The sequence below is a fragment of the Clostridium felsineum DSM 794 genome (genome assembly GCF_002006355.2).
In the GTDB taxonomy this organism is placed as follows: Bacteria; Bacillota; Clostridia; order Clostridiales; family Clostridiaceae; genus Clostridium_S; species Clostridium_S felsineum.
Window position 1 is genome coordinate 4765476 of record NZ_CP096980.1, and the last position, 24189, is coordinate 4789664.

General features: G+C 32.0%; 24 protein-coding genes. 6 read left to right on the plus strand and 18 right to left on the minus strand.

Annotated features, from left to right (window positions below; genetic code table 11):
• Positions 1-146: 146 nt before the first annotated feature.
• The 16 genes from CLFE_RS22040 to murQ all read right to left on the minus strand — a co-directional run bounded on the left by CLFE_RS22040 (position 147) and on the right by murQ (position 16469).
• Positions 147-587, minus strand: coding sequence for a hypothetical protein (locus tag CLFE_RS22040; protein WP_077894508.1), 441 nt, complete (start codon positions 585-587; stop codon positions 147-149).
• Positions 588-1007: 420 nt separating this feature from the next.
• A complete protein-coding gene (locus CLFE_RS22045) occupies positions 1008-1307 on the minus strand; it encodes a hypothetical protein (RefSeq protein ID WP_077894509.1) in 300 nt (99 codons plus the stop codon).
• Between the two features lie 624 nt (positions 1308-1931).
• Entirely contained in the window at positions 1932-2540 is a 609-nt protein-coding gene (locus CLFE_RS22050; RefSeq protein ID WP_242951674.1) for a hypothetical protein, read from the minus strand.
• Positions 2537-3826 (minus strand): TNT domain-containing protein, encoded by a 1290-nt coding sequence (locus tag CLFE_RS22055; RefSeq protein ID WP_242951675.1) that lies wholly within the window; start codon positions 3824-3826, stop codon positions 2537-2539. The genes CLFE_RS22050 and CLFE_RS22055 overlap by 4 nt, the downstream gene beginning before the upstream one ends.
• 179 nt (positions 3827-4005) lie before the next feature.
• Positions 4006-5163 (minus strand): exo-beta-N-acetylmuramidase NamZ family protein, encoded by a 1158-nt coding sequence (locus CLFE_RS22060; protein ID WP_077894510.1) that lies wholly within the window; start codon positions 5161-5163, stop codon positions 4006-4008.
• Position 5164: 1 nt separating this feature from the next.
• Positions 5165-6115 (minus strand): GNAT family N-acetyltransferase, encoded by a 951-nt coding sequence (locus CLFE_RS22065; RefSeq protein WP_077894511.1) that lies wholly within the window; start codon positions 6113-6115, stop codon positions 5165-5167.
• On the minus strand, positions 6105-7031 hold the full coding sequence (locus CLFE_RS22070) for an N-acetylglucosamine kinase (protein ID WP_077894512.1): 927 nt from the start codon (positions 7029-7031) through the stop codon (positions 6105-6107). Before CLFE_RS22070 ends, CLFE_RS22065 begins: the two co-directional genes overlap by 11 nt.
• Before the next feature lie 11 nt (positions 7032-7042).
• Positions 7043-8596 carry a glycoside hydrolase family 3 protein gene (locus CLFE_RS22075; protein WP_077894513.1) on the minus strand — a complete coding sequence of 518 codons (1554 nt, stop codon included), beginning with the start codon at positions 8594-8596 and terminating at the stop codon, positions 7043-7045.
• 4 nt (positions 8597-8600) lie between these two features.
• On the minus strand, positions 8601-9656 hold the full coding sequence (locus CLFE_RS22080) for a serine hydrolase domain-containing protein (RefSeq protein ID WP_077894514.1): 1056 nt from the start codon (positions 9654-9656) through the stop codon (positions 8601-8603).
• Between the two features lie 14 nt (positions 9657-9670).
• Positions 9671-9829, minus strand: coding sequence for a hypothetical protein (locus tag CLFE_RS22085; RefSeq protein ID WP_169850988.1), 159 nt, complete (start codon positions 9827-9829; stop codon positions 9671-9673).
• 11 nt (positions 9830-9840) lie between these two features.
• On the minus strand, positions 9841-10806 hold the full coding sequence (locus CLFE_RS22090) for an ABC transporter ATP-binding protein (RefSeq protein ID WP_077894515.1): 966 nt from the start codon (positions 10804-10806) through the stop codon (positions 9841-9843).
• A gap of 1 nt (position 10807) precedes the next feature.
• Complete coding sequence (locus CLFE_RS22095) at positions 10808-11785, minus strand: ABC transporter ATP-binding protein (RefSeq protein ID WP_077850588.1); 978 nt, start codon at positions 11783-11785, stop codon at positions 10808-10810.
• A gap of 12 nt (positions 11786-11797) precedes the next feature.
• Positions 11798-12709 carry an oligopeptide ABC transporter permease gene (gene opp4C, locus CLFE_RS22100; RefSeq protein WP_077850589.1) on the minus strand — a complete coding sequence of 304 codons (912 nt, stop codon included), beginning with the start codon at positions 12707-12709 and terminating at the stop codon, positions 11798-11800.
• An 11-nt stretch (positions 12710-12720) separates the two neighbouring features.
• Positions 12721-13689, minus strand: a complete 969-nt coding sequence (locus CLFE_RS22105; protein WP_077850590.1) for an ABC transporter permease — start codon at positions 13687-13689, stop codon at positions 12721-12723.
• Between the two features lie 135 nt (positions 13690-13824).
• The gene (locus CLFE_RS22110; RefSeq protein WP_077894516.1) at positions 13825-15531 is read right to left on the minus strand and encodes an ABC transporter substrate-binding protein; all 1707 of its coding nucleotides are present in this window, start codon (positions 15529-15531) and stop codon (positions 13825-13827) included.
• A gap of 29 nt (positions 15532-15560) precedes the next feature.
• Entirely contained in the window at positions 15561-16469 is a 909-nt protein-coding gene (murQ, locus tag CLFE_RS22115; RefSeq protein ID WP_077894517.1) for an N-acetylmuramic acid 6-phosphate etherase, read from the minus strand.
• A gap of 270 nt (positions 16470-16739) precedes the next feature.
• On the opposite strand from murQ, the gene CLFE_RS22120 reads away from it, so the two are divergent.
• The 6 genes from CLFE_RS22120 to CLFE_RS22145 all read left to right on the plus strand — a co-directional run bounded on the left by CLFE_RS22120 (position 16740) and on the right by CLFE_RS22145 (position 22398).
• Positions 16740-17309 carry a hypothetical protein gene (locus CLFE_RS22120; RefSeq protein ID WP_077894518.1) on the plus strand — a complete coding sequence of 190 codons (570 nt, stop codon included), beginning with the start codon at positions 16740-16742 and terminating at the stop codon, positions 17307-17309.
• A 259-nt stretch (positions 17310-17568) separates the two neighbouring features.
• Entirely contained in the window at positions 17569-18975 is a 1407-nt protein-coding gene (gene bcaP, locus CLFE_RS22125) for a branched-chain amino acid transporter BcaP (RefSeq protein WP_077894519.1), read from the plus strand.
• A 366-nt stretch (positions 18976-19341) separates the two neighbouring features.
• Positions 19342-21534 (plus strand): T7SS effector LXG polymorphic toxin, encoded by a 2193-nt coding sequence (locus tag CLFE_RS22130; protein WP_250944691.1) that lies wholly within the window; start codon positions 19342-19344, stop codon positions 21532-21534.
• 1 nt (position 21535) lies between these two features.
• Complete coding sequence (locus CLFE_RS22135; protein ID WP_077895215.1) at positions 21536-21784, plus strand: hypothetical protein; 249 nt, start codon at positions 21536-21538, stop codon at positions 21782-21784.
• A 28-nt stretch (positions 21785-21812) separates the two neighbouring features.
• Positions 21813-21950: a hypothetical protein gene (locus tag CLFE_RS22140; protein ID WP_169851022.1), complete on the plus strand. Its 138-nt coding sequence runs from the start codon at positions 21813-21815 to the stop codon at positions 21948-21950.
• Positions 21951-22041: 91 nt separating this feature from the next.
• A complete protein-coding gene (locus tag CLFE_RS22145) occupies positions 22042-22398 on the plus strand; it encodes a hypothetical protein (protein ID WP_207651421.1) in 357 nt (118 codons plus the stop codon).
• 148 nt (positions 22399-22546) lie between these two features.
• Here CLFE_RS22145 and CLFE_RS22150 read toward each other — a convergent pair whose 3' ends face one another.
• Together CLFE_RS22150 and CLFE_RS22155 are read right to left on the minus strand one after the other, a co-directional pair.
• Positions 22547-23350: a YihY/virulence factor BrkB family protein gene (locus CLFE_RS22150; RefSeq protein ID WP_077850597.1), complete on the minus strand. Its 804-nt coding sequence runs from the start codon at positions 23348-23350 to the stop codon at positions 22547-22549.
• A gap of 109 nt (positions 23351-23459) precedes the next feature.
• Complete coding sequence (locus CLFE_RS22155; protein ID WP_077895214.1) at positions 23460-24137, minus strand: histidine phosphatase family protein; 678 nt, start codon at positions 24135-24137, stop codon at positions 23460-23462.
• Between the last annotated feature and the right edge of the window lie 52 nt (positions 24138-24189).

The window sequence follows — 24189 nt, forward strand, 5'->3', positions numbered from 1 at the left end:
GGGTATTTTTATTTTACTATCAAAAGAACTTACTTCACCAGTCTTAAAATTTTCATAGTAATGTATCTTTCCTTCTTCAAACTCTGTATTATATAAATACTTTCACTCCATTTTCCACCACTCATTTATATTAGATCCATCTTTAGTCAATATATCCACAGCTTTTTGATCCCACAAATCTGCCCTGTTAATAATTTTTTAGAATTATTTATAATATCTTCTTTCATTAATACTTTTCTATATTGCTGATATGCATATAAATCATTTGGAACTGTATCATATACTTTATAGTTACTCTTCCCATTCTTCCCCACATTAACCACTGGCATTTCTTCGCTGTTTTCCATAACTTCATTTATTCTGTCCATGCTAGCAAGACCTCTATCACCAATTTCAAATTCACTTTGAAGTTCCATAGCAAAATTTTGATTACTAAATGCCATTTCTGTGTACTGTGCGGCTATTACTTCTTCACCTTGAGTTTTAGATCCAGGTTTATCTCCTGTAAGCCAATCTGCAAACTTATCAAAAATACATTGTTTATAATTTGCTTTCTTAGATTTAAAGCATCCATTATGTTTTGGCACATAATAAGTGATGCGGCTGATATGTAGGATACTTGGAGTGAAACTAATATCTTATTTAACAATTAAAGTCAAAGCTGTTTCAAAACCTTAAAGTCTTAAAACAGCCTTAATTTACTATTCATTAATTTTCCACTAACCCATATATAGAGTATTTATTTTTTAATTTAATGAACGCACTGCCTTCATTTTTCAACCTTTTATATATTCATTATCTGTAATATATTATATAATTTAGTTGCACTAATTTTACTCTTAACATTATCAATCACAAACTCTACGTTCTTAATATTATCTTTCTTAACTATCCAATATGATTTATTCTAAAAGCTTCTTTAAATAATCCTTTATACTCTATATTATATATGAGTCTTAGCTTTTAGATTTCTTATCTTAGTATATTCTTTTAATAACTGCTTTAAATTAATGATCTTCTTTAATATTATAAACTACGGAACCTATTTCTATATTAAATATATTAATTGAATTTCCTATGCAAATATTAATACTGCACTTTTTTCCTACTATTGATATAGGTATATCAACGCCCGTAACATTGTAGGTACTATAATTACCATTTTTCATGCACACAAATATCCTTTTACCTATTAAGGTTCTAATTTCATTTGGTGTTAATGATTTAAGTTCATCATTGTTCCCAATAATAACTACTCCTAACTTAGGTAATTCAAATATATCCTTAATTTCTATAATCTTTTCCATTGAATTCCTCTTTTAACGCTTCTCTATATATAATATATCTTTTACATCGCGAATTTTAATTCCTGCATTATTTAATAGGTTGCTAATATCTCGTAGAAGGGTAATTCTTTATGTTGAAATCAAATCAATCCCAAACCTTGCAACTATTATACTATCCTAGCCTTTATCTATAGCACTTATATGCTAATACTGCCCTTTTACTCATAATGAACCGAGTATAAATTTAATTTCAATCTGAAAGAATATCTATTCCTATATTTATTGTAGCAATATCAACCCTATATGAATTATTATTAAAACATAAGATACTTGGGTTTTGCCCAATTTCAGTAAATTAATTAGCTAAGTGTTCCATATCCTCTATTTCATTTGTGATTTATGAATTTATAGTTTTAAAGTATATACTTAATTTAGATAATACCAAAATTATATTTACCTTCATAATGCTTGCTAAAATTCCCAATATTCCTTAAATGGTTATTTTTTTCATTTTCAAAGATTATACTTTAGGATAACTCATCTTTATTTTTATCTACTGCTTCTTTTATCTTTTGTCCTAAAATTTATTTATTGATAAAAAATGTTGCCTTACCTATTTCCAATGAAATTAAAGCAAATCTCAGTTCACTTTCCTAAATAACAACACTTTAGTTTTTCCTTTATTTCGTTCGTCAATGAAATTATTGATGTTATATAAGTTATTAATTTTTCAAATTCAGACAACAATAAAATATAATTATAAAATACTATTATTGCATTAAAAAATTCACGTCCTTTTACAATATTAAATAATTGATTATTTTCTTTACAATAATTAACATCATAAAGTCCATCAAGATTCTCAATCATTATAGCTTTACTTTTAAATTCACCTATACTAAAGAATTCTTTATTAAATTCCTTTTCTAAAATCTTTGCAATAATATCTAACTCATCTTCATTACACTTACTAAGCTCACGCTTAACTGATAATTTTGTATTCGGATGTTCAAATATTTTTTTTATTAAAACATATATTCCACATATTGCAAAATTATAATCTTCAAATTCACAAATTTCAAAGCTTTCTCCGCGTTGAACTTCATACAAAGTCCAAGTACTACCATATTTTTTTATTTTGACATAAATTTCTTGGTACGCACCATAATTAGTTAAATGATAAACTTCTATTCCTAATTGATTTTCATTTATATAATATTCTTTACCTAAAATACTCTTTAATTTTTCTATCATTTTTCTAAACCTTTCTTAACCATATCAGTTATATCTTCAATTAAACCTTTGTCCATTAATTCGTTTATTGTGTAAATTTTCCCATCTTCGTTATATTTAATATATTGTTTTGCTCCCCCTGGACTTCCAAACCAAGGCGCTGCTTTACCAGATGTAACTTCAAAATCTTTTGTAGCTCTATAATAATAATGATTTGCAGTTTCACTATGTGGGGCTAATGCTCTTATTTCATAAGAGTCTGATGCTGGTGCAAAAAAATTTCCTGTAGGTTCACCATACCTATCCAATAATATACCTGAATTCAATATTTCATATCCGGGAAATTCATCAACGAACCCATTATTAGGTGGCCAATTAATATTTCCTGTAACCTGATTATAATACAAATCGTTATTATAAACATCTTTATACTTTAAATACAACTCATCATTAGGTGGCCATGACCAATTGGATAACTTTAACTTTTCATAATTGCTAATTGTATTCCTAGATGTCCACTCCACATTACCATTACCAAAAATACTTTTTAGTGCATCATAATGTTCTTGCCCTGATAAACTATATTTATTATTAATATTACTAATACCCTGATTCTTCCCCACATTAACCACTGGCATTTCTTCGCTGTTTTCCATAACTTCATTTATTCTGTCCATGCTAGCAAGACCTCTAGCACCAATTTCAAATTCACTTTGAAGTTCAGCTGCAAAATTTTGATTACTAAATGCCATTTCTGTGTACTGTGCGGCTATTACTTCTTCACCTTGAGTTCTAACCCTTGGTTTTTTTCCAGTAAACCAATACTCTACTTTATCAAATATATCTTCCTTAGCAGGCTTATTATACCACGCTTTTTTCTCTATTTCTTCTTCCTTTTCAAATTTATCAAATTCTTTTAAAAGACCATCAACTTCTTTTGTAGTTTTATCAGTTTCTTTTAATACTTTATTTAAATCCTCATCATCATTGCCTCTATATAGCACAGCCCCACTAGCCAATCCCATTGCAGCTGCTAAATCTTTATCAGAGTTTGCAAAGGCAACCTTCGCATCATTAAGCTTAATAGATAATTTATATATATTGTTTGTAATTTGCTTTCCTATCTTTAAAGAATCCGTTATGTTTTGACACATAATTAGTGATGCAGCTGATATGTATGATAATTCAAGTGAAACTAATATCTTATTTAAATCCTTTGTTATGTTATCTAAATTACCACCCATTTTACGAAATTCCGAGGTCATAGAATCCATAATCATATATTCCATTTTTATTTTGTCAGCCAAATTCAGTCCTTCTTCCTTAGTAAAAAAACTTTTCTACCTTTTTAATCTTATTCTATAATAGTATTTTTTTCACCTTTTTTCAATATAATTTTAATTTCATTAAAGTCATTATAAAAATAGTTAAAGTTAAAGCTGTTTCAAAACCTTAAAGTCTTAAAACAGCCTTAATTTACTATTCATTAATTTTTAGCTAAACCATATATAGAGTATTTATTTTTTAATTTAATGAACTCATCACTTTCACTCTTCCACCTTTTATATATATCCTCTGCTGAAATCTCAGCCTCTTTTATACTGCTATCTCCAATCAAACAATCAATACCATACTTTGTTATTCTTCCCCTACTTAAGCTAGTAAACTGAAAATACTCTCCGCTTTCTTGTCTTATAACTTCATAAAGAAAAAGCCCTACCTTAACTGGCTTATACACTTTTCTATCTGTCACATGGATTTGTACCCCATAGCAAAGACTTCCCATGTGTTTAGAAAACGTTGGCCTAAAAGCTACTTCTCTAAATTTAACCCCTTCAAAGCCAAAAGCATTCATTTTATCTGAAAGTCTTCCAGCATCAAGCCAAGGAGCTCCAATGATTTCAAAGGGCTTAGTAGTACCTCTCCCTTCTGAAATATTAGTTCCTTCAAAAATACAAGTTCCAGGGTACACTACTGCTGTATCAACTGTAGGCATATTGGGCGATGGCATAATCCAATTTAGTCCAGTATCTTCATAATACATGTCTCTTTGCCAACCTGTCATTTTTACAATATTAAGTGTGCAGCCTATGGAAAACTCCTCATTAAAAAGTCTAGCCATTTCTCCCATTGTAAGTCCATATCTCTGCGGTATAGAATAGCGTCCTACAAAAGATTTATACTTTAAGTCTAAAAGATTTCCCTCAACATCTACTCCGTTAATAGGATTAGGCCTATCTAGTACTACAAACTCTTTTCCAAACTCCTTGCAGCTTTCCATGGCATAGGACATAGTATAGAGATAAGTATAAAACCTAGCACCAACATCTTGAATATCAAACACAAGAACATCTATATCCTTTAGCACCTCTTTAGAAGGTTTTCTTTTTTTACCGTAAAGACTATAAATTTTTATTCCTGTTTTATAATCCACATCACCCTTAACCTTCTCACCGGCTTGAACTTCTCCCCTTATTCCGTGCTCAGGAGAATATAGTGCTTTTAAATCCGTTTTTTCATTGAAAATATCTATGGTACTTTTAAATTCACTGTTGTAACCCGTTGTATTAGTTATAAGCCCTACGCTTTTTCCTTTGAAAATGTCCATGTACTCACTTATGTTATCTATGCCTGTTTTAACCATTCTACTTCACCTCTTTAAATGCCTTCTTATACTCCTTCCAAGGCATAAAATTAAACTTACCATAAAAATTTATAATATCTCTTTCTGTCCAATCTATGACCATCTTTTCAACCTTTCGTTTTTTAAGGATTTCTAAGGATTTATATAACAAAAACATTCCAAGTCCACGATTTCTATATGCTTTATCCACTCCTATAGGTCCGAGCCCTCCATAATTTTCAGAGAGAAGACTACTCCAATAAATAGATGGACCTATAAAATTACTTTTATTATCATATATATGTGCAAACCCTATTACTTCATCACTATTCTTTACAATTACAATGTCTCTTTCTTCCATACCTATATTAAAGAACTCCATAAATTCCTCATACCATCTTCCACTAAAGCTTCTTTTCAAAAAATTAAAGAGCCCTTCTTTATCTTCAGTGTTCATTATCCTAACCTGAAAATTTCCTTTTACTAAAGGCACTTTTAGGTCAAGCTTTGATATATCACCTATAAGATCATAAAAGCTCTCATTTATTACAAAATTCCTACTTGAAAAAAAATTTTCTGAAGCTAAGCATTCTAAAGGTACCCCCGGAAAGAAATGGTAGGTATCACTTCCCAAACGAATGAGCTTCACCCCCTTTTCTGCAAGCTTTTTCTCAGCTATATCCATAAGCTTAGTCCCAATTCCATGATTTCTATAACTAATATCCACTATAATTGAATTTATATATCCTATTTCAGTATTTGCCTCAAGCTCACCACTTTTATGTGTCCACTGCTTATATATTACAAAGCCCACTAATTTCTCATCATCTAAAGCTCCTATTATTTTTTTCTTTTGAGGATCACTATAGTAATTTTGTTTAAACAGCTTAAGCTCCATAGGATATGCTACACCTAGATTTCTATTCCAAAGTTCTACAATTTCCTCTATGTTATCTATCTCCCTAAATTCCATCCAAAGCACCCCTTGCTGTGATTACAGCACCAAAAGCAGCATCATTTTTCATAGGAATCACTTTAATTTTAGGATAAGCTTTATTTACATTTTCTTTAAACTCATCATATAAATAGTTAATATTGGTTATAGCTCCACCTGTGGTAGTCAAAAACACTTCTTTTTCTTCCATGTTAAGGGCTGTTACTACCGCCTTAACACTTAAAAACAGTTCATTTGCAGCGTCCTTAAGTATTTTTTTAGAAACCTTGTCTCCCTTCAGACTAGCACTATTTACAACCCTTGTTAAGCTAGCTATTTCTTTTTTGGAAATCCCACTTCTGTATATAAAATATATCAAACTTTCATGGCACTTTAAATTTAAAAACTTTATAACCTCTTTTTCTAAAACTGTCTCTTCTCCTCTTTTGTCATAGCTTTTTAGCGCGGCTTTTATTGCTTTTATTCCTATATCATATCCACTACCCTCATCGCCTATAATATGTCCCCAGCCACCAGCACGAACACTTTTTCCGCTTTCATCTCTTCCGTAACATATAGAACCAGTTCCACTTATAACTATAATTCCTTCTCTCTTTTCCGTTCCCCCGGTTAAAGCTATTTCTGCATCATTTACAACTATAATTTTTCCTTTGTAGCCTAAGTTTTTTATCATACCTTCTATTATAGTCTTATCCTCTTCCCTATCTATCCCTGCTGCTCCAACACATATACACCTACATTCACTAAGTGGTTCTCCTAACTTTTCTATTCCTTCATATATTAGTTCTTTAAAGACCTTTTGAACCTCCTTAACTTCTGCTGCTTCTATATTAGACGGTCCCTTAACTCCCTCTACCATAATTTTGCATGAAAGAGAGGCTATTTTCATGTGTGTTTTAGTTCCTCCCCCATCTATTCCTATAACATATTTCATTTTATACCTCCTTAAAGCTCAATTGGCGATACTCCTAAAGCCTTTATCTCTCCTGCTAAAACCTTTATGACACTTTTAACTGACATACTAGTGTAATCATAAACATTTATATAAGTTGAAAAATCCTTAAAATATAAATAATCATAGGGATTTCTTAATGCAACTAAAACTATGTTAGGATTAACCTTATTTATTTCATGGACAAGTTCTCTTTGCCCACTATTATTACTTGCATTATAAAGCCCTATTACCACTCTATCTGCCTTTGTGCATTCTTTTACTATTCTATTTATCGAAGCTTTATTTGGATTTATTTGCATTTCAAACTTATTTCCACCAAATTTTTCATAAGCTTTACTAATAAAAATATTTTCTTCTTTTATCTTATCCTCCGCTCCTGTAAGAGCTGCTGCTTTTGTAGCTATAAAAATGCACTTTCCCTTTAATGGAATTAGCTTTTTATCATCCTTTAGAACTGTTATACTTCTATCACTTATTTTCTCTATAAAAAAATTATTATGGTTGTATTTATTTTTAGATATGCTTTCTGAAATGTGGTATTTTTCTTTTGTTTTAAGTATTCTTCTTACAGATTCGTTTATTCTTTGTTCTGAAATTTCTCCATTTTTTACTGCTGTTTTTATTGCATGAATGCAGGCTTTTTGTACTACTGCAGTATGTGATATACAAATTAAATCCGCTCCTGCCTTTATTGCCATAACTGCCGCTTTGTCACTTCCATAAACCTTAGCTATTGCATCCATTTCCATGCAATCTGTTATTATCATTCCCTCAAACCCAAGCTTACCTCTTAAAAGCCCTGTAAGCACTCTAAATGAAAGCGTAGAAGGAAGTCTATTTGGTTCTATAGCTTCAAAAAGCACATGAGCTGACATTATAGCATCTATCCCTTCCTTAATTGCCACCCTAAAAGGAAAAAGTTCAACTCTGTTAAGTCTATCAAGCTTATGTTTAACTGTAGGTAAATTCAAGTGCGAATCTACTTCTGTATCTCCATGTCCTGGGAAATGTTTTGCAACTGAAATCACTAAACTTTCTTTTAAGCCTTTTATCAAATCTACACCAAATTCAGCTACCTTCTTCGGATTATCTCCATAAGACCTAGTCCCTATAACTGGGTTCCTAGAATTACAGTTAACATCCATAACTGGTGCTAGATTCATATTTATCCCCAAAGCCCTAAGCTCTTTTCCTACAATTTTCCCTTCTTTAAAGGTGCTTCTAGCTTCTCTTGCTGCCGCAAAAGCCATATTACCAGGAAACATAAGGCTTGTCGTTTTAACTCTTGTAACTATTCCTCCTTCTTGATCTGTACTTATAATGCCTGGAATTTTAATGTACTTATTAATGCCCTTTTGCAAATTACTTGTAAGCTCTACTATCTGCTTTTCATTCTCTAGATTTTCTCCAAACAATATGAAATTACCTACTTTTTCATTTTTAATTAATTCCTCTATTTCAGAATCATAAACCCTTGAAGGAAAACCTGCCATTATCATTTGTCCTATTTTTATATCTAAAGGAAGCTTTTCAATATCTACCACACTATCACCCCTTTACAGACGCTAAAACAGCATTGCTAAAAATTCTTCTGAACCTTATTATGTTTGAGTTATTTCTTGTTGGATGAACTCTATTTGTTAGTAAAATAGCGTATACATCATTTTTAATGTCTACCCAAAGGGAAGTTCCTGTAAAGCCATTGTGTCCAAAGGTTTCCTTAAAGGCTATATCTCCCATAAATGAATTCCTATCTCCTTTAATACACCAGCCATATCCCCTGTTGTCTTCAAGCCCTATTGTATGATTAGTTGTCATTGCTCTAAAGGCGGCTTTTGATATAAAACCATTTCCTTCATTAATGAGCATGTGAGAAAATGTACATAAATCCTCTATATCTGAAAATAAACCTGCATGACCTGATATACCTCCAAAGAATCTTCCATTTTCATCATGACATATTCCAATTAAGGGCTTATTTGTATCTTTATCTACTTCCGTTGCCGCTATATTATTACCTTGAGGCTTAAAGGTTGTATTTCTCATATTAAGAGGTTTAAAAATATACCTTTCACACAAAGTATCCAGTCTCTCACCACCTATTTTTTCAAGAATATAAGCAAGTAAAATATAGCTAAAATCACTATAGCTGCATTTTTCTCCTGGCTTATATAAAAGTTCACTTTTACATATATAACTTATGGCATCCTCATAATCCTTGCAGATTTCATAAAGAGGTTCACAGGGAATAAAACCTGCTGTATGCGTTAAAAGATTAAATATGGTTATTTTATCCTTATCCTCCCCACTAAAATCTTTTAGATAGTAATCCACATTATCATAAACAGATATAAGACCTTTTTCTAAAAAAATCATGAAAAGTGTGTTAGTAGCTACAACTTTAGTTAAAGAAGCTAAATCAAACAGAGTATTTTTGTTCATACTTAGCTCTTTCTTGTATATGCATCTCTTTCCAAAGCTTTCTAACTTTATAATTCCTTCTTTATTCCCTACCGCTGCCACTACACCTGGAAAATATCCTTTTAAAACCCCTTCTTCTATAAGGTCAAAAGCCTTGTTAAGTCTATTTATATCAACACTCATTTTTTCACTTCCCTTTATTTTACCCACACCTTAACAATTAAAAATGCAAGCACCACAAAAATCAAAAAGATAACTATAAAAATAGGTAGTAAAACCTGAAAGGCCGCAATGCATAACGCTAAAAAATCCTTAAAATAAAGTTTTTCTTTGTTTTCATTAGACTCTTCTTTCATAATAAAACCACCTAACACAAGTGACAGGCAACAAAATGCCCCTTAGTTATTTCTCTATACTCCGGTACTTCTTTTGAACATCTTTCTGTAGCATAATTGCATCTGGTATGAAACTTACAACCACTTGGCGGATTTGCAGGACTTGGAATATCTCCTTTAAGAATTATCCTGTTTCTCTTAAGTGTAGGATCTGGAATTGGTACTGCTGAAAGAAGCGCCTTTGTGTAGGGATGAAGTGGATTTTTAAAAAGCTCCTCATTTCCTGCCATTTCTACCATACTTCCAAGGTACATAACTCCAATTTTCTGACATATATGCTGAACTACACTTAGGTCATGAGATATAAAAAGACAGGCGAAGCCCTTCTTCTTTTGAAGTTCAACAAGTAAGTTTATAACTTGTGCTTGCACAGAAACGTCCAGTGCCGAAACAGGTTTATCCGCAACTATAAATTTAGGATTTAATATTAAAGAGCGTGCTATACCTATTCTCTGCCTTTGTCCTCCTGAAAACTCGTGTGGAAATCTTCTCATGTGATAGGAAGAGAGTCCACAGGCAGTTATCATCTCTTCAACTCTTTTATTTACTTCTTCTTTTTTACACAAATTGTGATCTAAAAGTGCCTCCCCAACAATTTCTGCTACTGTCATTCTGGGATTTAAGGAACTATATGGATCTTGAAATATCATTTGAATTTCCGGTCTTAGTTTTCTAAGTTCATTTTTACCCAAAGAGAAAATATCTTTATTATTATATAAAACCTCTCCCTCTGTTTTTTCCATAAGTCTTAAAATAGTTCTTCCTGTAGTTGTTTTGCCACAACCTGATTCACCTACTAGTCCCATTATCTCGTTTTGACCTATATCAAAGGATACATCATCCACACTTTTCACATATCCTGTGGTCTTCCTAAAAAAACCAGTTTTAATTGGAAAATACTTCTTAAGGTGTCTTATCTTTAAAACAGCTTCTTCCATACTATTTTCCCTCCTCATAAAGCCAGCAGGCAACACTATGCCCATCTGAAAGCTTTCTTAAACTTGGCTGTTTTTCTCTGCATATATCCTTTGCCTTCTCACATCTTGGATTGAAATAACAACCCTTCGGCATGTCCAGTGGATTAGGGACCTGTCCCTTAATAGAATAAAGCTTGTCTTGAAGTCTATTTATAACTGGTTTTGACTTTAAAAGCCCTACAGTGTAAGGATGCTTCGGATTCTTATAAAGTTCAATTACTGGAGCTTTCTCAACTATCTTGCCTGCATACATTACAACCACATAGTCCGCCATCTCAGCAACAACTCCTAAATCATGAGTTATAAGTATTATTGAGGTTTTAACCTTCTCTTTAAGTTCCCTCATTATATCAAGTATTTGGGCTTGAATTGTAACATCTAACGCTGTTGTAGGTTCATCCGCTATTAAAAGCTCCGGCGTGCAAGATATCGCCATAGCTATCATAACTCTCTGCCTCATTCCTCCACTAAGTTCATGGGGATATGAATTAGCTACCTCTTCTGCTCTAGGTATTCTCACCATAGTAAGCATTTTTATAGTCTCTTCTTTTGCTTTCTTTTTATCTAGCTTTTTGTGAAGAATAATGGCTTCTTCTATTTGCTTTCCTACGGTAAACACAGGATTTAAGGAAGTCATAGGTTCTTGAAATATTAAAGAAATTTTATTTCCTCTTATATCTCTAATTTCATTCTTACTCATTTTAAGAATATCTTTTCCTTTAAATATTATTTCTCCACCTTCTATTTTCCCTGGTGGGCTTTCTACAAGTCTCATTATAGACATAGCAGTAATGCTTTTTCCGCAGCCCGACTCTCCAACTATAGCTAACGTCTCTTTTTCACGAACTTCAAAGCTTACATCATCTACAGCCTTTACTATTCCATCACTTGTATAAAAATAAGTTTTAAGCTTATTAACCTTAAGTAATTCCTCCGACATACTTCTTCCCCCTTATTTCTTCAGCTTAGGATCTAAGGCATCTCTTAATCCATCACCTAAAAGATTTATAGCCATAACCGTTATGAGTATACATATGCCCGCTGGCATCCAAAGCCATGGATAATGCTCAAGTTTATACAGGTCACTTACAGATTGAACCATATTACCCCAAGAAGGTGTAGGTGGAACAACTCCAAGCCCCAAAAAACTAAGAGAAGATTCTGTTAAAATTGCACTACCTATATTTAAAGTTGCTGCTACAATGATAGACGGAATTGTGTTTGGCAAAAGATGCTTAAATATCTTTTTTCTATCCTTAATTCCTAAAGCATTTGCAGCAATCATAAATTCTTGTTCTCTTAAAGTAAGTATTTGACCTCTTACAATACGACAAAGACCTGGCCAAGATAATATTCCTATTATAAACATTAAAAATGGCACCTTAAATTGAGATTTAATCTTAAGATCACTAAACAGTGCTGCAATTGTGATTAATATTGGAAAGAAAGGTATACACAAAAAAACATCTGCTATTCTCATAATTAATCCATCTATTATTCCGCCATAAAAACCAGAAACAGCACCCAACATACTACCAACTATTATTTCAACCACAACTGCCGCTATACCAACGGCTAAGGATATTCTTCCTGCATACATAAGTCTTGTAAGTACATCTCTACCAAGTTCATCAGTTCCTAGCAAATGATGTAAACATGGTCCTATAGTTGGACTACTGTAATCCATAGTATCTGTGGTATATGGCGATACTACCGGTCCTAGTATTGAAAATATAACCATAAAAATTAATATAAATAATCCTGCCACTGCAAGTTTATTCTTTTTTAACCTGCGCCATGCCATTACTTTAGGACTTACAATTTTACTACTATCATAAACCTTAGCGCTTGCTTTGTTTTCCATACTTTCACCCCTTATTTCTCCAGTCTAATTCTCGGATCAACAATACCATAGGCAACATCTGCAACTAAATTTCCAAGAAGAGTTAACACCGCTATTAACATATTAAACCCCATAAGAAGCGGATAATCTCTATGGCTAGCTGCCTGAAGTGTTACTCTTCCAATTCCCGGCCAAGAAAATATCTGCTCTGTTATTATAGCACCACAAAAAAGTCCTGGAAGCCACATTCCTAATACTGTTATTACTGGAATCAAGCTATTCTTAAGAGCATGCCTGTATATAACAACCTTTTCCCTAAGTCCTTTTGCTCTTGCGGTTCTTATATAATCCTGCCTTATGACTTCAAGCATACTGGTTCTCATATATCTCATGAGACTTGCCACGCTTTCAAAGGTTAACACCACAAAAGGTAAAAACATATGCCATAGTATATCTCCAACTTTTTTTATACCTACAGCATTACTTCCAGCTTGAGTCATACCTGATGAAGGAAATATCTTAATATCTATACAAAACCATTTCATAAGTAATAACCCCATAAAAAATGCAGGTATTGATATTCCTATAAGTGCTATAACCGTAAAGGTCGAATCAAAAGCTGAATATTGCTTTGTAGCAGATATAATTCCTATAGGTATTGCCAGAACTATTGCTGCTATAAAGGCCGCAAATGAAAGAATAAAAGAATTCCATATATAGCTTTTTATAACCGTACTAACAGGTTGTCTGTATTCTAAGGAATATCCAAAGTTTCCAGTAACCATATCCTTTAACCAATATAAATATTGCACCGGCCTTGATCTATCCAAATGATATAAGTGCCTTAACTGAGAAGCCTTAGCCGTTGTCATATGACTATTTACGCCCATGTTATCCACTATGTCTCCTGGTGCAAGTGAAAATATTATGAATATAACAATGGAGACACCTATTAGTATTGGGATCATTTGTAATAATCTTTTCACTATATATCTTAACATTTATATCTCTCCTCGTATAATAAGTTTATAGTCAATATATGTATAAAAAAAATAACACATTCCCCTGTGTGTACTTTAAATCTTATATACGCTCCAAAATACAACGTAAATTATACCTTGGAGCATATATTTTCATTACTTTATTTGTATTTTGTAAATATTGTGGCAGAAAGAGTTGTACGGCATAAACTTCACTCCAGTAACTCTTGAATTACTTGCCCATATAGTCTCTGGCTGATAAGTAAATATAAACGGTAAATCCTCGTTTATATCCTTATAAATCTTTTGTTCTATATCTGTTCTCTTTGCTTCATCTGCTTCCTTATAAGCTTGATCTATCAAATCATCTACCTTTGAATTTGAATAGGACATATTGTTGCTTGGTGCTCCTGTTTTAAAGTTTGCTGCTAAATTTGATGATAGAGCATCTGCACCTAATGATGTGCCCATTAAGTATGCTTCAAAATCTTTTTTATCAGACTTACTTAAAAGGGTATTAAGATCCATAAGCTCTGGTTCTACATCTATTCCGAGCTTCTTGTAATTTTCTTTTATAATAGGTATTTCAAGCTTATGTGCAGCATTAGTTGACGAAGACATCAAGTGAATTACAAACTTATTGCCATCCTTTTGTCTTATGCCATCAGAGCCCTTCTTCCAGCCGGCTGCATCTAGCATTCTATTTGCTTTGTTTAGATTATATTTATACTCATTAACCTCTTTAGTATAAGTCGGATGTGCTTTAGACTGAGGCTCATTTATTATATAGGCATTTCCCTTAAATACTGTTTTGGCCATTTCTTCTCTATTTAAGCCATATTGAAGTGCCTGACGAACATTTTTATCACTGAATTTTGGGTCCTTACAGTTAAGTCCAATATAAAATATACTGGATGAAGGGAAAGACGTTAAATCAAGAAAGCCCATTGATTTTAATTGATCTATATTTTCAGGAGTACCATCAAAGGTATCTATATCCGTTTCTCCTGACGTCAAATTTTGCATTTTATTCTCTTCGGTTGTAGCTTTAAAAATTACATTCTTAATCTTTGGCTTGCCTTTCCAATAGTATTCATTAGCCTTAAGATCTACTTCTTGTCCTGGAATATATTTAGTAACCTGATACTGTCCACAACCTACAGGTGTTTGAAGTTTAGCCTCAACCCCCTTTGTATTTCCAGGTGTATAATCCTTGCCAAAGTAATCCTTAGAAATAATCGTTGTACCTATAAGATATAATATTGAAGAGTTTGGCTTATCAAGAGTTACAGCTATAGTATGTGGATCTTTAACACTTATACCTTCAATATCCTTTGCAGTTCCCTTATTAAAAGCTTCTCCACCTTTAATTGGTATTGCTGAATGATCTACTGCCCCTGAAAAGCTAGGGTCAAACACTAACTCTAATGAAAATTTAACATCATCTGCTGTAAGAGGCTTGCCATCACTAAACTTAACATCATCTCTCAAATGAAAAGTATAAGTAAGTCCATCCTTTGATATATCCCACTTTTTAGCTATGCCTGGAATTGGACTACCTGAATCATCCCAATCCACCAAGCCATCTGTAATAGCATCACTAATATACGCATCTGTAAGAGTTTGAGCATAAAAACTTATAAAATTGCCACCTGGAACTCCTGTTCCTATTATAAGTGTATCTTTTTTACTTGATGAATCTGGCGCTTTACTTTTATCTGTTGCCTTAGTTACCTTTACCACATTATCCATTTTAGGTTCTGTGGCTGCATCCTTTACTGTATTACTTGAACCACATCCCGTAAATACCATTGCGGAAAACATAGCAGCAATTACAGAAATCGCAAGTATTTTTCTTTTCATTGTTGTTTCCCCCCCAAATTATAAATTTTCTATATCCTATTTAATTCTATAGCTTTAGTTACAAACCCCTCTGCACTTTTTAACAGCTTCTCTGCCTCTTCTCTTTCTGTTTTTGTCTTTATCATTACTATGGCAACCTTAGGTTTAAAATCTGACCTTTTTAAATAATCCTCAGCTTCTTTCCTTTCAACCTTTGTAGCACATTCTATTATCCTTATAGCCCTATCCACTAATTTTTCATTACTAAGCTGAAGGTCTACCATAAGATTTCCATATACCTTTCCCAGTTTTATCATAACAGCTGTACTTATCATGTTAAGAATAAGTTTTTGAGAAGTTCCTGCTTTCATTCTTGTAGACCCTGTTACAACCTCTGGACCTACTATTGGTGTTATTTTAATGTCTACCTCTTTATTGATAATTGAATCCTTATTATTACTTATGCCTATAGTTAAAATTCCTTTTTTTCTTGCTTCCTTTACAGCCCCAATTACAAAAGGTGTTCTACCACTTGCTGTTATACCTATTACAACATCCTTTGAATTTATATTTCTTTCATTTATAATTGATCTTCCCATTTCCTCATCGTCTTCTGCTCCTTCAACAGCTTTAAAAATTGCTTTCTCTCCTCCTGCTATAATACCTTGAACTACTTCAGGATTGGTATTATAAGTAGGTGGACATTCCGAAGCATCTAAAATCCCAAGTCTTCCACTAGTTCCTGCTCCAACATAAAAAAGCCTGCCATCATTTTTTAATTTTGCACTTATGCTATCTACTGCCTTAATTATATTAGGAAGTTCTCTTTTTACAGCTAGCGCCACCTTCATATCTTCATTATTTATACTACTTAGTATTTCTTCGGTACTCATAGTATCAATGCTTCTAGTATCCTTATTTATCTTTTCTGTAGTAAGGTTCTCCAAATGTGAATTCATTTTTACACCTCAAAATTTCATTGCATTATATAAAACTTTATTTCATATTTATAGTATCATCCATAAAATAAATTGTCAACGCCGTTTTGTGCATTTTTTTGATAATCTGTTATTATAATCCACTATAAGTTATTATATTTATATATAAGCACTTATTTAATTATATTTTTATCAATCATCCCTCACAGGTCTTTTTACGATAGCTATTTCAATATATTTAATTTTATGTATAATTATGTTATTATATTATAAAATAGGAGGTATTTATCTATGCATTCGAGATTATATTTTACTACTAGCATACTATTACTTTTATTCATGGGATTATTCTTCCTTCCTGTTAATGTTAACTTAAAAGATTTAACACTTAAAACACATAATTATAATTTTAATATAGGAAATATAGAATACATGGATAAACTTCTTGCTAATCAAAGATATATTTACTCAAACCACATTAATAGTTATTATGCAGCTATTATTACATATGATTTAAAAAATGCCTCCATAAAACAATATTTGGTTAATAACAATAGTTCTGTAAATTTAAATATACCTAATAAAAAAGCTTCTGTATTATCTTTGCCCCACTCCCCAGCAGTTGCCTGCAAATGGAACCTACAAAATCCTATGGACAATAATGTAATAAGATTATATAAAAAAACTAAAGTTTCAGTTCCAGTATTTACTTCTAGGCTTATTGGTGGAAACTCTGAACGCCAACTTTTTTATTTCTCTAACTTAAAAAAGGGTAAAGAAAAACTAATATTTCAGTATAAAAATTATCTAGATAATAAAATTTACTTTAAAACAACTCTTTATGTTAATGTTATAAATTAAATAAGTTTTAAGATAAAATAAACGACCATTTTAAACTGATGGTCGTTTATTTTATTAAATTTCTTTTTAGCCCCATTAAATACGCTTATAATCCCAATTTTATATTATAAAAATTCTGAAAAGAATTGTGATTAATTACTTATTCTATTGCATTTTTCTGAATTTATAGTATTATTAATAATAAAACAAGTATTTTTTAAACGGATTAATAATAAGTTTTTAAAAACTTTAACACTTTTATAATGATGGGGGTAATGCTATGAAAAATGTTTTTAAAACGAAATCTATTAGCTCATTAATCAATGAAACAAAAGGGGAAAAATCTCTAAAGAAAGTTTTAGGTGCTTTTGAACTTACTATGCTTGGAATCGGCGCAATAGTAGGTGCAGGTATTTTTGTTATAACCGGTGAAGCAGCGGCTAACTTTTCTGGACCAGCACTTATATTGTCATTTATAATATCTGCCTTTGCTTGTGGTTTTGCTGCACTTTGTTATGCCGAATTCTCTTCAATTATCCCAGTAGCAGGAAGTGCTTATACTTACGGATATGCCGCACTTGGTGAGATATGGGCATGGATTATAGGTTGGGATCTAGTTCTAGAATATACTGTTGCAATTGGTACTGTTGCTATTGGATGGTCTGGCTATGCTGATAGCATTTTAAAAAGCTTAGGTGTCAACTTACCAAATGCTTTATTGAAATCACCTTTTGAAGGTGGAGTTGTTAATTTGCCAGCTGTAATTGTGCTTTTAGCAATAGGATTACTTTTAATCAAGGGAGTAAGTGAAAGTGCAAAATTAAATAGCATAATAGTTGTTATAAAATTAGTGGTTATTGTGTTATTTATAGTTTTAGCAGCTGGCCATATAAAAACCTCTAACTGGCATCCATTTATGCCTAATGGCTGGGGTGGTGTATTTGCAGGAGCTGCATCTGTATTCTTTGCATATATTGGCTTTGATGCCGTTTCAACAGCTGCTGAAGAAGTTAAAGATGCAAAACGTGATCTTCCAAAAGGAATAATTTTTTCGTTACTAATATGTACAGTATTATATATTATAGTATCCTTGGTTTTAACAGGTGTTGTACCATACTTTAAGTTTAAAGGTGTTTCTGCACCAGTAGCCTTTGCACTTCAACAAATAGGAATTAATTGGGGAGCTGCTTTAGTTTCTGTAGGCGCACTCTTTGGTTTAACCTCGGTTTTACTTGTCATGATGTTCGGACAAACAAGAATATTCTTTGCCATGTCAAGAGATGGACTTCTTCCTAAGTTTTTAGGAGCTGTTAATACAAAGACAAAAACTCCAATAACAAGCACTGTAATAGTTTCTATAGCTGCAGCAATTATAGCTGGCTTCTTACCTATCGGAATAGTCTCAGAGCTTACCAATATTGGTACACTCGCAGCCTTTATAATAGTTTCTCTCGGTGTAATATTCTTAAGAAGAAAAAGACCTGATATAAAAAGACCTTTTAAATGTCCATTAGTTCCAGTAGTTCCAATTTTAGCAGCTTTATTTTGTGGATATTTAATATTACAACTTACTACAGCAACAAAAATTAGATTTGTGGTTTGGTTTGCATTAGGGTTAATTGTATATTTCTTATATGGATCAAAGCATAGCACCATGAATACTGAAGCTGAAGAACAGGCATCTTAAAAAAATAATTTACTAACACATAATGTCATTAAATTAAAATGTTAAAACCTAGAAGTATTTTAATCTTAAATACTTTTAGGTTTTATTTTTTTCAAAAAGTATTTGTTTTTCTATTACTCCATAATACATAATAACATATTATATACAAATATACCTTTTATAGTGTTAATAGTTGATTTATTATGAAATATATAGTATTATTACAAGGAATTTATTGTAAAAAATTTAATTGTATTTAGATTTACATATAAAAAGTAAAAATATAATTTTTAAAGTACAAGCTATATATCAGAGTCAAAACAAAGGACAACTAAGTTTACAACAGTTACTTAACCGCCTGTAAACTTATTATAATGGAGGACAACTATGAGTAATACAGAACTATATTATGATGCACTCACTGACCTTTCCGTTAGGATTGCAGCGGGAATTAAAAATCGTACACAGCCACTTGACGAATTGAATCAGGCAATGACTCAATTAAGTCAAACTGATGCCATAAAAGGGAATGCAGCTAATGCAATGAAAGCCTATATTAATGAAGTACATATGACCTTGATTCAAACACTTGAGCTGCTACTTAACAATTATGAAATGACACTTGGCAAGTATGTCAAAGGTTATTTAGAGGTGGATAGCAGCGAGAGCTTCAAGCTAGTTAAGGAAGATTTTGATGCTCATGTGCGTAATCTGAGCTCACACCGCTCTGATTTTACTTCTATTGGGGATAAATTAAAAGCTATTTCAGATGAAGCGGAGGATATTCTATCACTAGGAGGCGCAGGCAGCAAACGTCTCTTCAATGTTGTGAGTGAGATGGATTCCATGAAAAAAACGGTGAGTAATCTTGACGATAGCTGGAATAAATACGAAAATGGATACAAAGAGTTTGATCAAGTTCAAGATTTAATTGCACAAACAAAAGCTCTTTTAAAGAGTACACTTTCGGTTCCACGTGGCTATTCCTATAGTGCAGGAAGCTTTAGCAAGCTTATAAGTAAGGATTTTGTTAATGCTTTTGAGGCTAATGTCAAGTATGCACAAAATAAGGATAATCAGAAAGAGTTTAAGAAGGATTGGGATAGAATTTGTAAGGACTACACTACTGACCAAAAACGAATGACTGAAGAAAAACAGAAGGAAGCGAATCAGCATAAAGGTGCTTGGGAGGTTGTATTTGGAGTTGGTGCAGTGGTAATAGGAGCAGCTGCAATTATTCTAACAGCTGGTGCAGCAACTCCTCTTGTGGCGGTGGCGTGGACAGCTGGTTTGAGTGCTGGAGCCTATGGGGTATCCAATGTTTTTGAAGGAAGTCAAATCATGGTTACAGGTGCAGATAAAGCTTTCAATCCACTGCGTGATACCATTTTTCAAGGAAATCAAGGTGCTTATGATACCTTTGGAAATGTGGCTGTATTTGTAGCTGGTTCAGTAATTCCTGTTGGAGCTGCATTGAAAGCAGGACAAGCGGTACCTAGAGCAATCATCGCAGGTGTGGGGCGAACAACTGTAACAACAGCTGTTGGTGTAGGAACTAACTTTGTGGTTGCACCTATAGCAACAAGTCTTGCTAAATCTGCGGGTATTGACCCAGTGTGGGCGAATGACATTGGTACTGGGACTGGTTTTGCTACATCAATATTTACAGCTGGTAAGGTATATAAAGGCAGTGGTAATTTGGCTAAAGTTGTGGAAGTAAGCGATTATGAAAATACTTTAGAACCTAAATTAGGAAAATATGTTCAAGATTCATTTGAAGGTATAGGAAAAGAAGCACAAGATAATTTTAATAAATATCTTAGAGAAAATATTTGGTGTGATGAAACCTTATCTAATGCAGAAAAAATTGATATTATGAAAGCTAATTTTGATAAGTTAACACCAGAACAAAAAATAAATTTTAATGTTTCAAATGAAGTAAAAGTATTGAAAAATCCTAATTATTCTAATTGGGGTGAATGGCCAGATATTGATTGGCCAGATTTTCCTGGATTAAATAAAGATACTGCAAAGAGTGTATATAATGAGGCTACTGGAAAAATAGAAATTTCTAGTGATTTAGATAGACTTGGTAGTCCTTATGGCAATAATTTAGGAGTTGTAAAAGATGGCTATCATTGTACGCAGGATGAACGTTCTATTTGTTATATTGAAAATGAATATGCAAGAAATGGTTATAAATTTGATGGAACATATTATAAGGATGCAATCGATGCTATAAAAGACTTTGATATTGATAATCTAGAAAAGCCTGTTAACAAAATAAATTCTATTATTGAAATACAAAATAAAATAAACGGAACAAACTTGAGTAAAGTAGATGCCGGAGATATTGTTTTATGGAAAGATGATTATACTAAATTTCAAAACAACCCTAATTTGATTGAGTTATGTAAAGAAAAAGGGATAGATTCTACTTATGGTGTTATGGGAAAAGCTGAGAAATGGATGGTGAATGGAGAATTAATTACAAATGGTGGTGCAGAACAAATCAATACACCAGTTTCAGTAAAAACTTTAGAGGATATTGGTTTAATTAAAAATATTGGAGGATGGTAAGATGACATATACAGAATATTTAAGTAAAATTAAAGATATTGACGTAAATTTAGAAAGATTAAATATTGTGATTGGAAGAAAGACAAATATACCATATTCTAAAGGATGCTATGAAGAAAATGGTACTTGGTATTTCTATGATGTAAATGAAAGGCAAGATTTAGTTATTACTAAAACAGGAACAGAAGATGAAATCTTTGGTTATTTATTTTTGATTACTAAAGCATTATTAAAGCAATATAGAAGCTAAAAATATTGAATATATTTAAGTAGGTAATATGAAAATAAATGATTTAGGCGTAAATTATGAAAGTAAAGTTATACTGAGTTATATGCCTAAAGATGCCTATGACAATTTTGTTTTAGGATATGAAACAATAATAGGTAGGCCAGGAGAGAACGGTGGGCATAATTAAGCAAATTACTAAGGACAATGATACAGAATTATATAATACAATTATCAATAATGTAAAGAGATAATTTTAAAGTAGAGGATACTATAAGTAGATGAATGAGAAATTAAATAGGAGAGGACTATTACCTGCAATAAAAAGAAATGAGCTTGATGAATTTTTAAGCGTAAGTGAAATGTATATATTAGGATATAATCCTTACGCTCCTGGCAATACTATCTTAAATTTAATGCCTGCAATGTTAGCTATATATAGTTACTATATTGATGAACCTGAAAAAAGGGTGGATTTAAAATTAGAGGATACATTACTAGATTGGTTACCGTGGAAATCAGGTATTGGAGTATTTGCAGTATTTTCAGTTCTTAGTTATCAATCAAAAATGGAGTTGAATAATAAATTTCCATTTAAAATAAATAAAGATAAATTGAGAAAATGTACGGAATATTAAGGTGGGTCTTTAAAAGAAGGATTATGGGAGGCAATGCAGATTGAAAATAAAATTAAAGGATATACATTATCTGAAGAATCATATTCAACTTCTATTTTGCTTTTTCCATATAAGGTTATTGAACTTAATTCACTTCTTGATAACAATTTTACTTTCTATAACTTAGCACTGCATTTATCTCTCCTCCAAATATCACAATAACCGCCACCATAAATAACCAAGTTAAAAGGATTATTATGGCTCCTATACTTCCATAAATAACAGAATAATTGGCAAAATTATTTACATAATAAGCAAAGGCAAGAGATACAACTATTAGATTCAGGGTTGAAAACATAGCTCCTGGTAATACATCTATGAAATTAAGCCTTTTACAAGGGGCGTACCTATATAAATACGTAAAAATGAATATAGCAGTAGATACAAATATTAAATATCTAATAGCTATCCATAATGTTATGATATCATAAGAAAAGCCCAACTTATATGCTATGTAATTTAATATAATGCGACCTAATACTAATAAAAACATCATAGTAAGTATCACAAATGCCATTCCTATAGTACACATTATTGAAACAAGTCTAACCTTAATAAAATTTCTGGTTTCACGCACTCCATAAGCTTTATTTAGTCCCTTTATAACTGCATTAAAGCCGGCAGAGGCTGACCATATTGTGAGAAGTAGACTCAAGGACATAAGTTGACTATGCCTTGTAGTTATAACCTCTGAAATGGTTGCTTCTATAAGATTAAATGCACTCTCTGGCATTATTTTAGAAAGCGCCCCTACTATTTCGTTATTATTCAGAGAAGTATGTCCAACAAGTGTCATAAGAAAAATCACAAAAGGAAAAAATGCTAAAACCAAATCATAAGCTAATTGTGAACCCAAAGCCAAGACATCATCCTCATTAAATCTTGAAATCAAATTCAATAATAGTTTTTTCATACAAAAATGTCCTCTTCATTATTCCTTTAATTATATTGTGATTTTTTTTATTATATGTTAAAAACCCTATGAATTTTAAGTTTCCATAAGGTTCTTACTTGTAAAATTTCTATTTGCCATTTTTGTAGCTGCTGTCATTCACAGATAGGATTTCAAACTTTCCATCCTTATACTTAACCTTTGATACACTGCAATTCTCCATATCATAAATATGATTTTTATATCCTAAGTTACTAAGCACTATCCTAAGCATTCCACCATGTACTACCACAAGAATATTTCCGCCTCCATTTTTAGAAGCCTCTTCTCCTATTTCAGCTATAGCCTTATTTGTTCTTGCTACCAATGAATCATAATCCTCTGCTTCATTAGTCTCATCCATTGCAGCACAGCTATCTATATATGCTCGTCCAAAATCAGGGACTGTTTTAATCGCTTCTTCTATAGAACTTACTTTTAAATATGTTACTATATCTTTTAGCATTACTGTTTGAAGATCCCCTTCATACTTACCACAATATACCTCTCTTAAATCTGGGAGTTCCTTAAGCTCAAGCTTTTTGCTTTTTTTATTTTTACTTAATATAATTTTAGCAGTTTTAATAGCTCGTCCTAAATCACTGCTATATGCTGCCTTAAATTCAACATCACTAAGACCTTCCGCTACCTTCTCAGCTACCTCTATCCCTTCTTTAGTTAGTACTCCATCACACCAACCTTGAACTCTACCTGCTTTATTTATTATTGTTTCACCATGTCTCATTAAATACAATATAACTTCACCCATTTTAACTTCTCCTTAACCAATATTATTTTTTTATCCTATATACTTATATTAT

What these genes read in the sequence shown, in the direction of transcription:
- CLFE_RS22155 (WP_077895214.1), bottom strand. Translation starts at nt 24,137, where the DNA reads ATGGGTGAAGTTATATTGTATTTAATGAGACATGGTGAAACAATAATA.
- murQ (WP_077894517.1), bottom strand. Translation starts at nt 16,469, where the DNA reads ATGAATTCACATTTGGAGAACCTTACTACAGAAAAGATAAATAAGGAT.
- CLFE_RS22070 (WP_077894512.1), bottom strand. Translation starts at nt 7,031, where the DNA reads ATGAAATATGTTATAGGAATAGATGGGGGAGGAACTAAAACACACATG.
- bcaP (WP_077894519.1), top strand. Translation starts at nt 17,569, where the DNA reads ATGAAAAATGTTTTTAAAACGAAATCTATTAGCTCATTAATCAATGAA.
- opp4C (WP_077850589.1), bottom strand. Translation starts at nt 12,709, where the DNA reads ATGGAAAACAAAGCAAGCGCTAAGGTTTATGATAGTAGTAAAATTGTA.
- CLFE_RS22120 (WP_077894518.1), top strand. Translation starts at nt 16,740, where the DNA reads ATGCATTCGAGATTATATTTTACTACTAGCATACTATTACTTTTATTC.
- CLFE_RS22135 (WP_077895215.1), top strand. Translation starts at nt 21,536, where the DNA reads ATGACATATACAGAATATTTAAGTAAAATTAAAGATATTGACGTAAAT.
- CLFE_RS22060 (WP_077894510.1), bottom strand. Translation starts at nt 5,163, where the DNA reads ATGGTTAAAACAGGCATAGATAACATAAGTGAGTACATGGACATTTTC.
- CLFE_RS22140 (WP_169851022.1), top strand. Translation starts at nt 21,813, where the DNA reads ATGAAAATAAATGATTTAGGCGTAAATTATGAAAGTAAAGTTATACTG.
- CLFE_RS22095 (WP_077850588.1), bottom strand. Translation starts at nt 11,785, where the DNA reads ATGTCGGAGGAATTACTTAAGGTTAATAAGCTTAAAACTTATTTTTAT.
- CLFE_RS22065 (WP_077894511.1), bottom strand. Translation starts at nt 6,115, where the DNA reads ATGGAATTTAGGGAGATAGATAACATAGAGGAAATTGTAGAACTTTGG.
- CLFE_RS22085 (WP_169850988.1), bottom strand. Translation starts at nt 9,829, where the DNA reads ATGAAAGAAGAGTCTAATGAAAACAAAGAAAAACTTTATTTTAAGGAT.
- CLFE_RS22050 (WP_242951674.1), bottom strand. Translation starts at nt 2,540, where the DNA reads ATGATAGAAAAATTAAAGAGTATTTTAGGTAAAGAATATTATATAAAT.
- CLFE_RS22130 (WP_250944691.1), top strand. Translation starts at nt 19,342, where the DNA reads ATGAGTAATACAGAACTATATTATGATGCACTCACTGACCTTTCCGTT.
- CLFE_RS22150 (WP_077850597.1), bottom strand. Translation starts at nt 23,350, where the DNA reads ATGAAAAAACTATTATTGAATTTGATTTCAAGATTTAATGAGGATGAT.
- CLFE_RS22090 (WP_077894515.1), bottom strand. Translation starts at nt 10,806, where the DNA reads ATGGAAGAAGCTGTTTTAAAGATAAGACACCTTAAGAAGTATTTTCCA.
- CLFE_RS22080 (WP_077894514.1), bottom strand. Translation starts at nt 9,656, where the DNA reads ATGAGTGTTGATATAAATAGACTTAACAAGGCTTTTGACCTTATAGAA.
- CLFE_RS22045 (WP_077894509.1), bottom strand. Translation starts at nt 1,307, where the DNA reads ATGGAAAAGATTATAGAAATTAAGGATATATTTGAATTACCTAAGTTA.
- CLFE_RS22110 (WP_077894516.1), bottom strand. Translation starts at nt 15,531, where the DNA reads ATGAAAAGAAAAATACTTGCGATTTCTGTAATTGCTGCTATGTTTTCC.
- CLFE_RS22145 (WP_207651421.1), top strand. Translation starts at nt 22,042, where the DNA reads ATGAATGAGAAATTAAATAGGAGAGGACTATTACCTGCAATAAAAAGA.
- CLFE_RS22105 (WP_077850590.1), bottom strand. Translation starts at nt 13,689, where the DNA reads ATGTTAAGATATATAGTGAAAAGATTATTACAAATGATCCCAATACTA.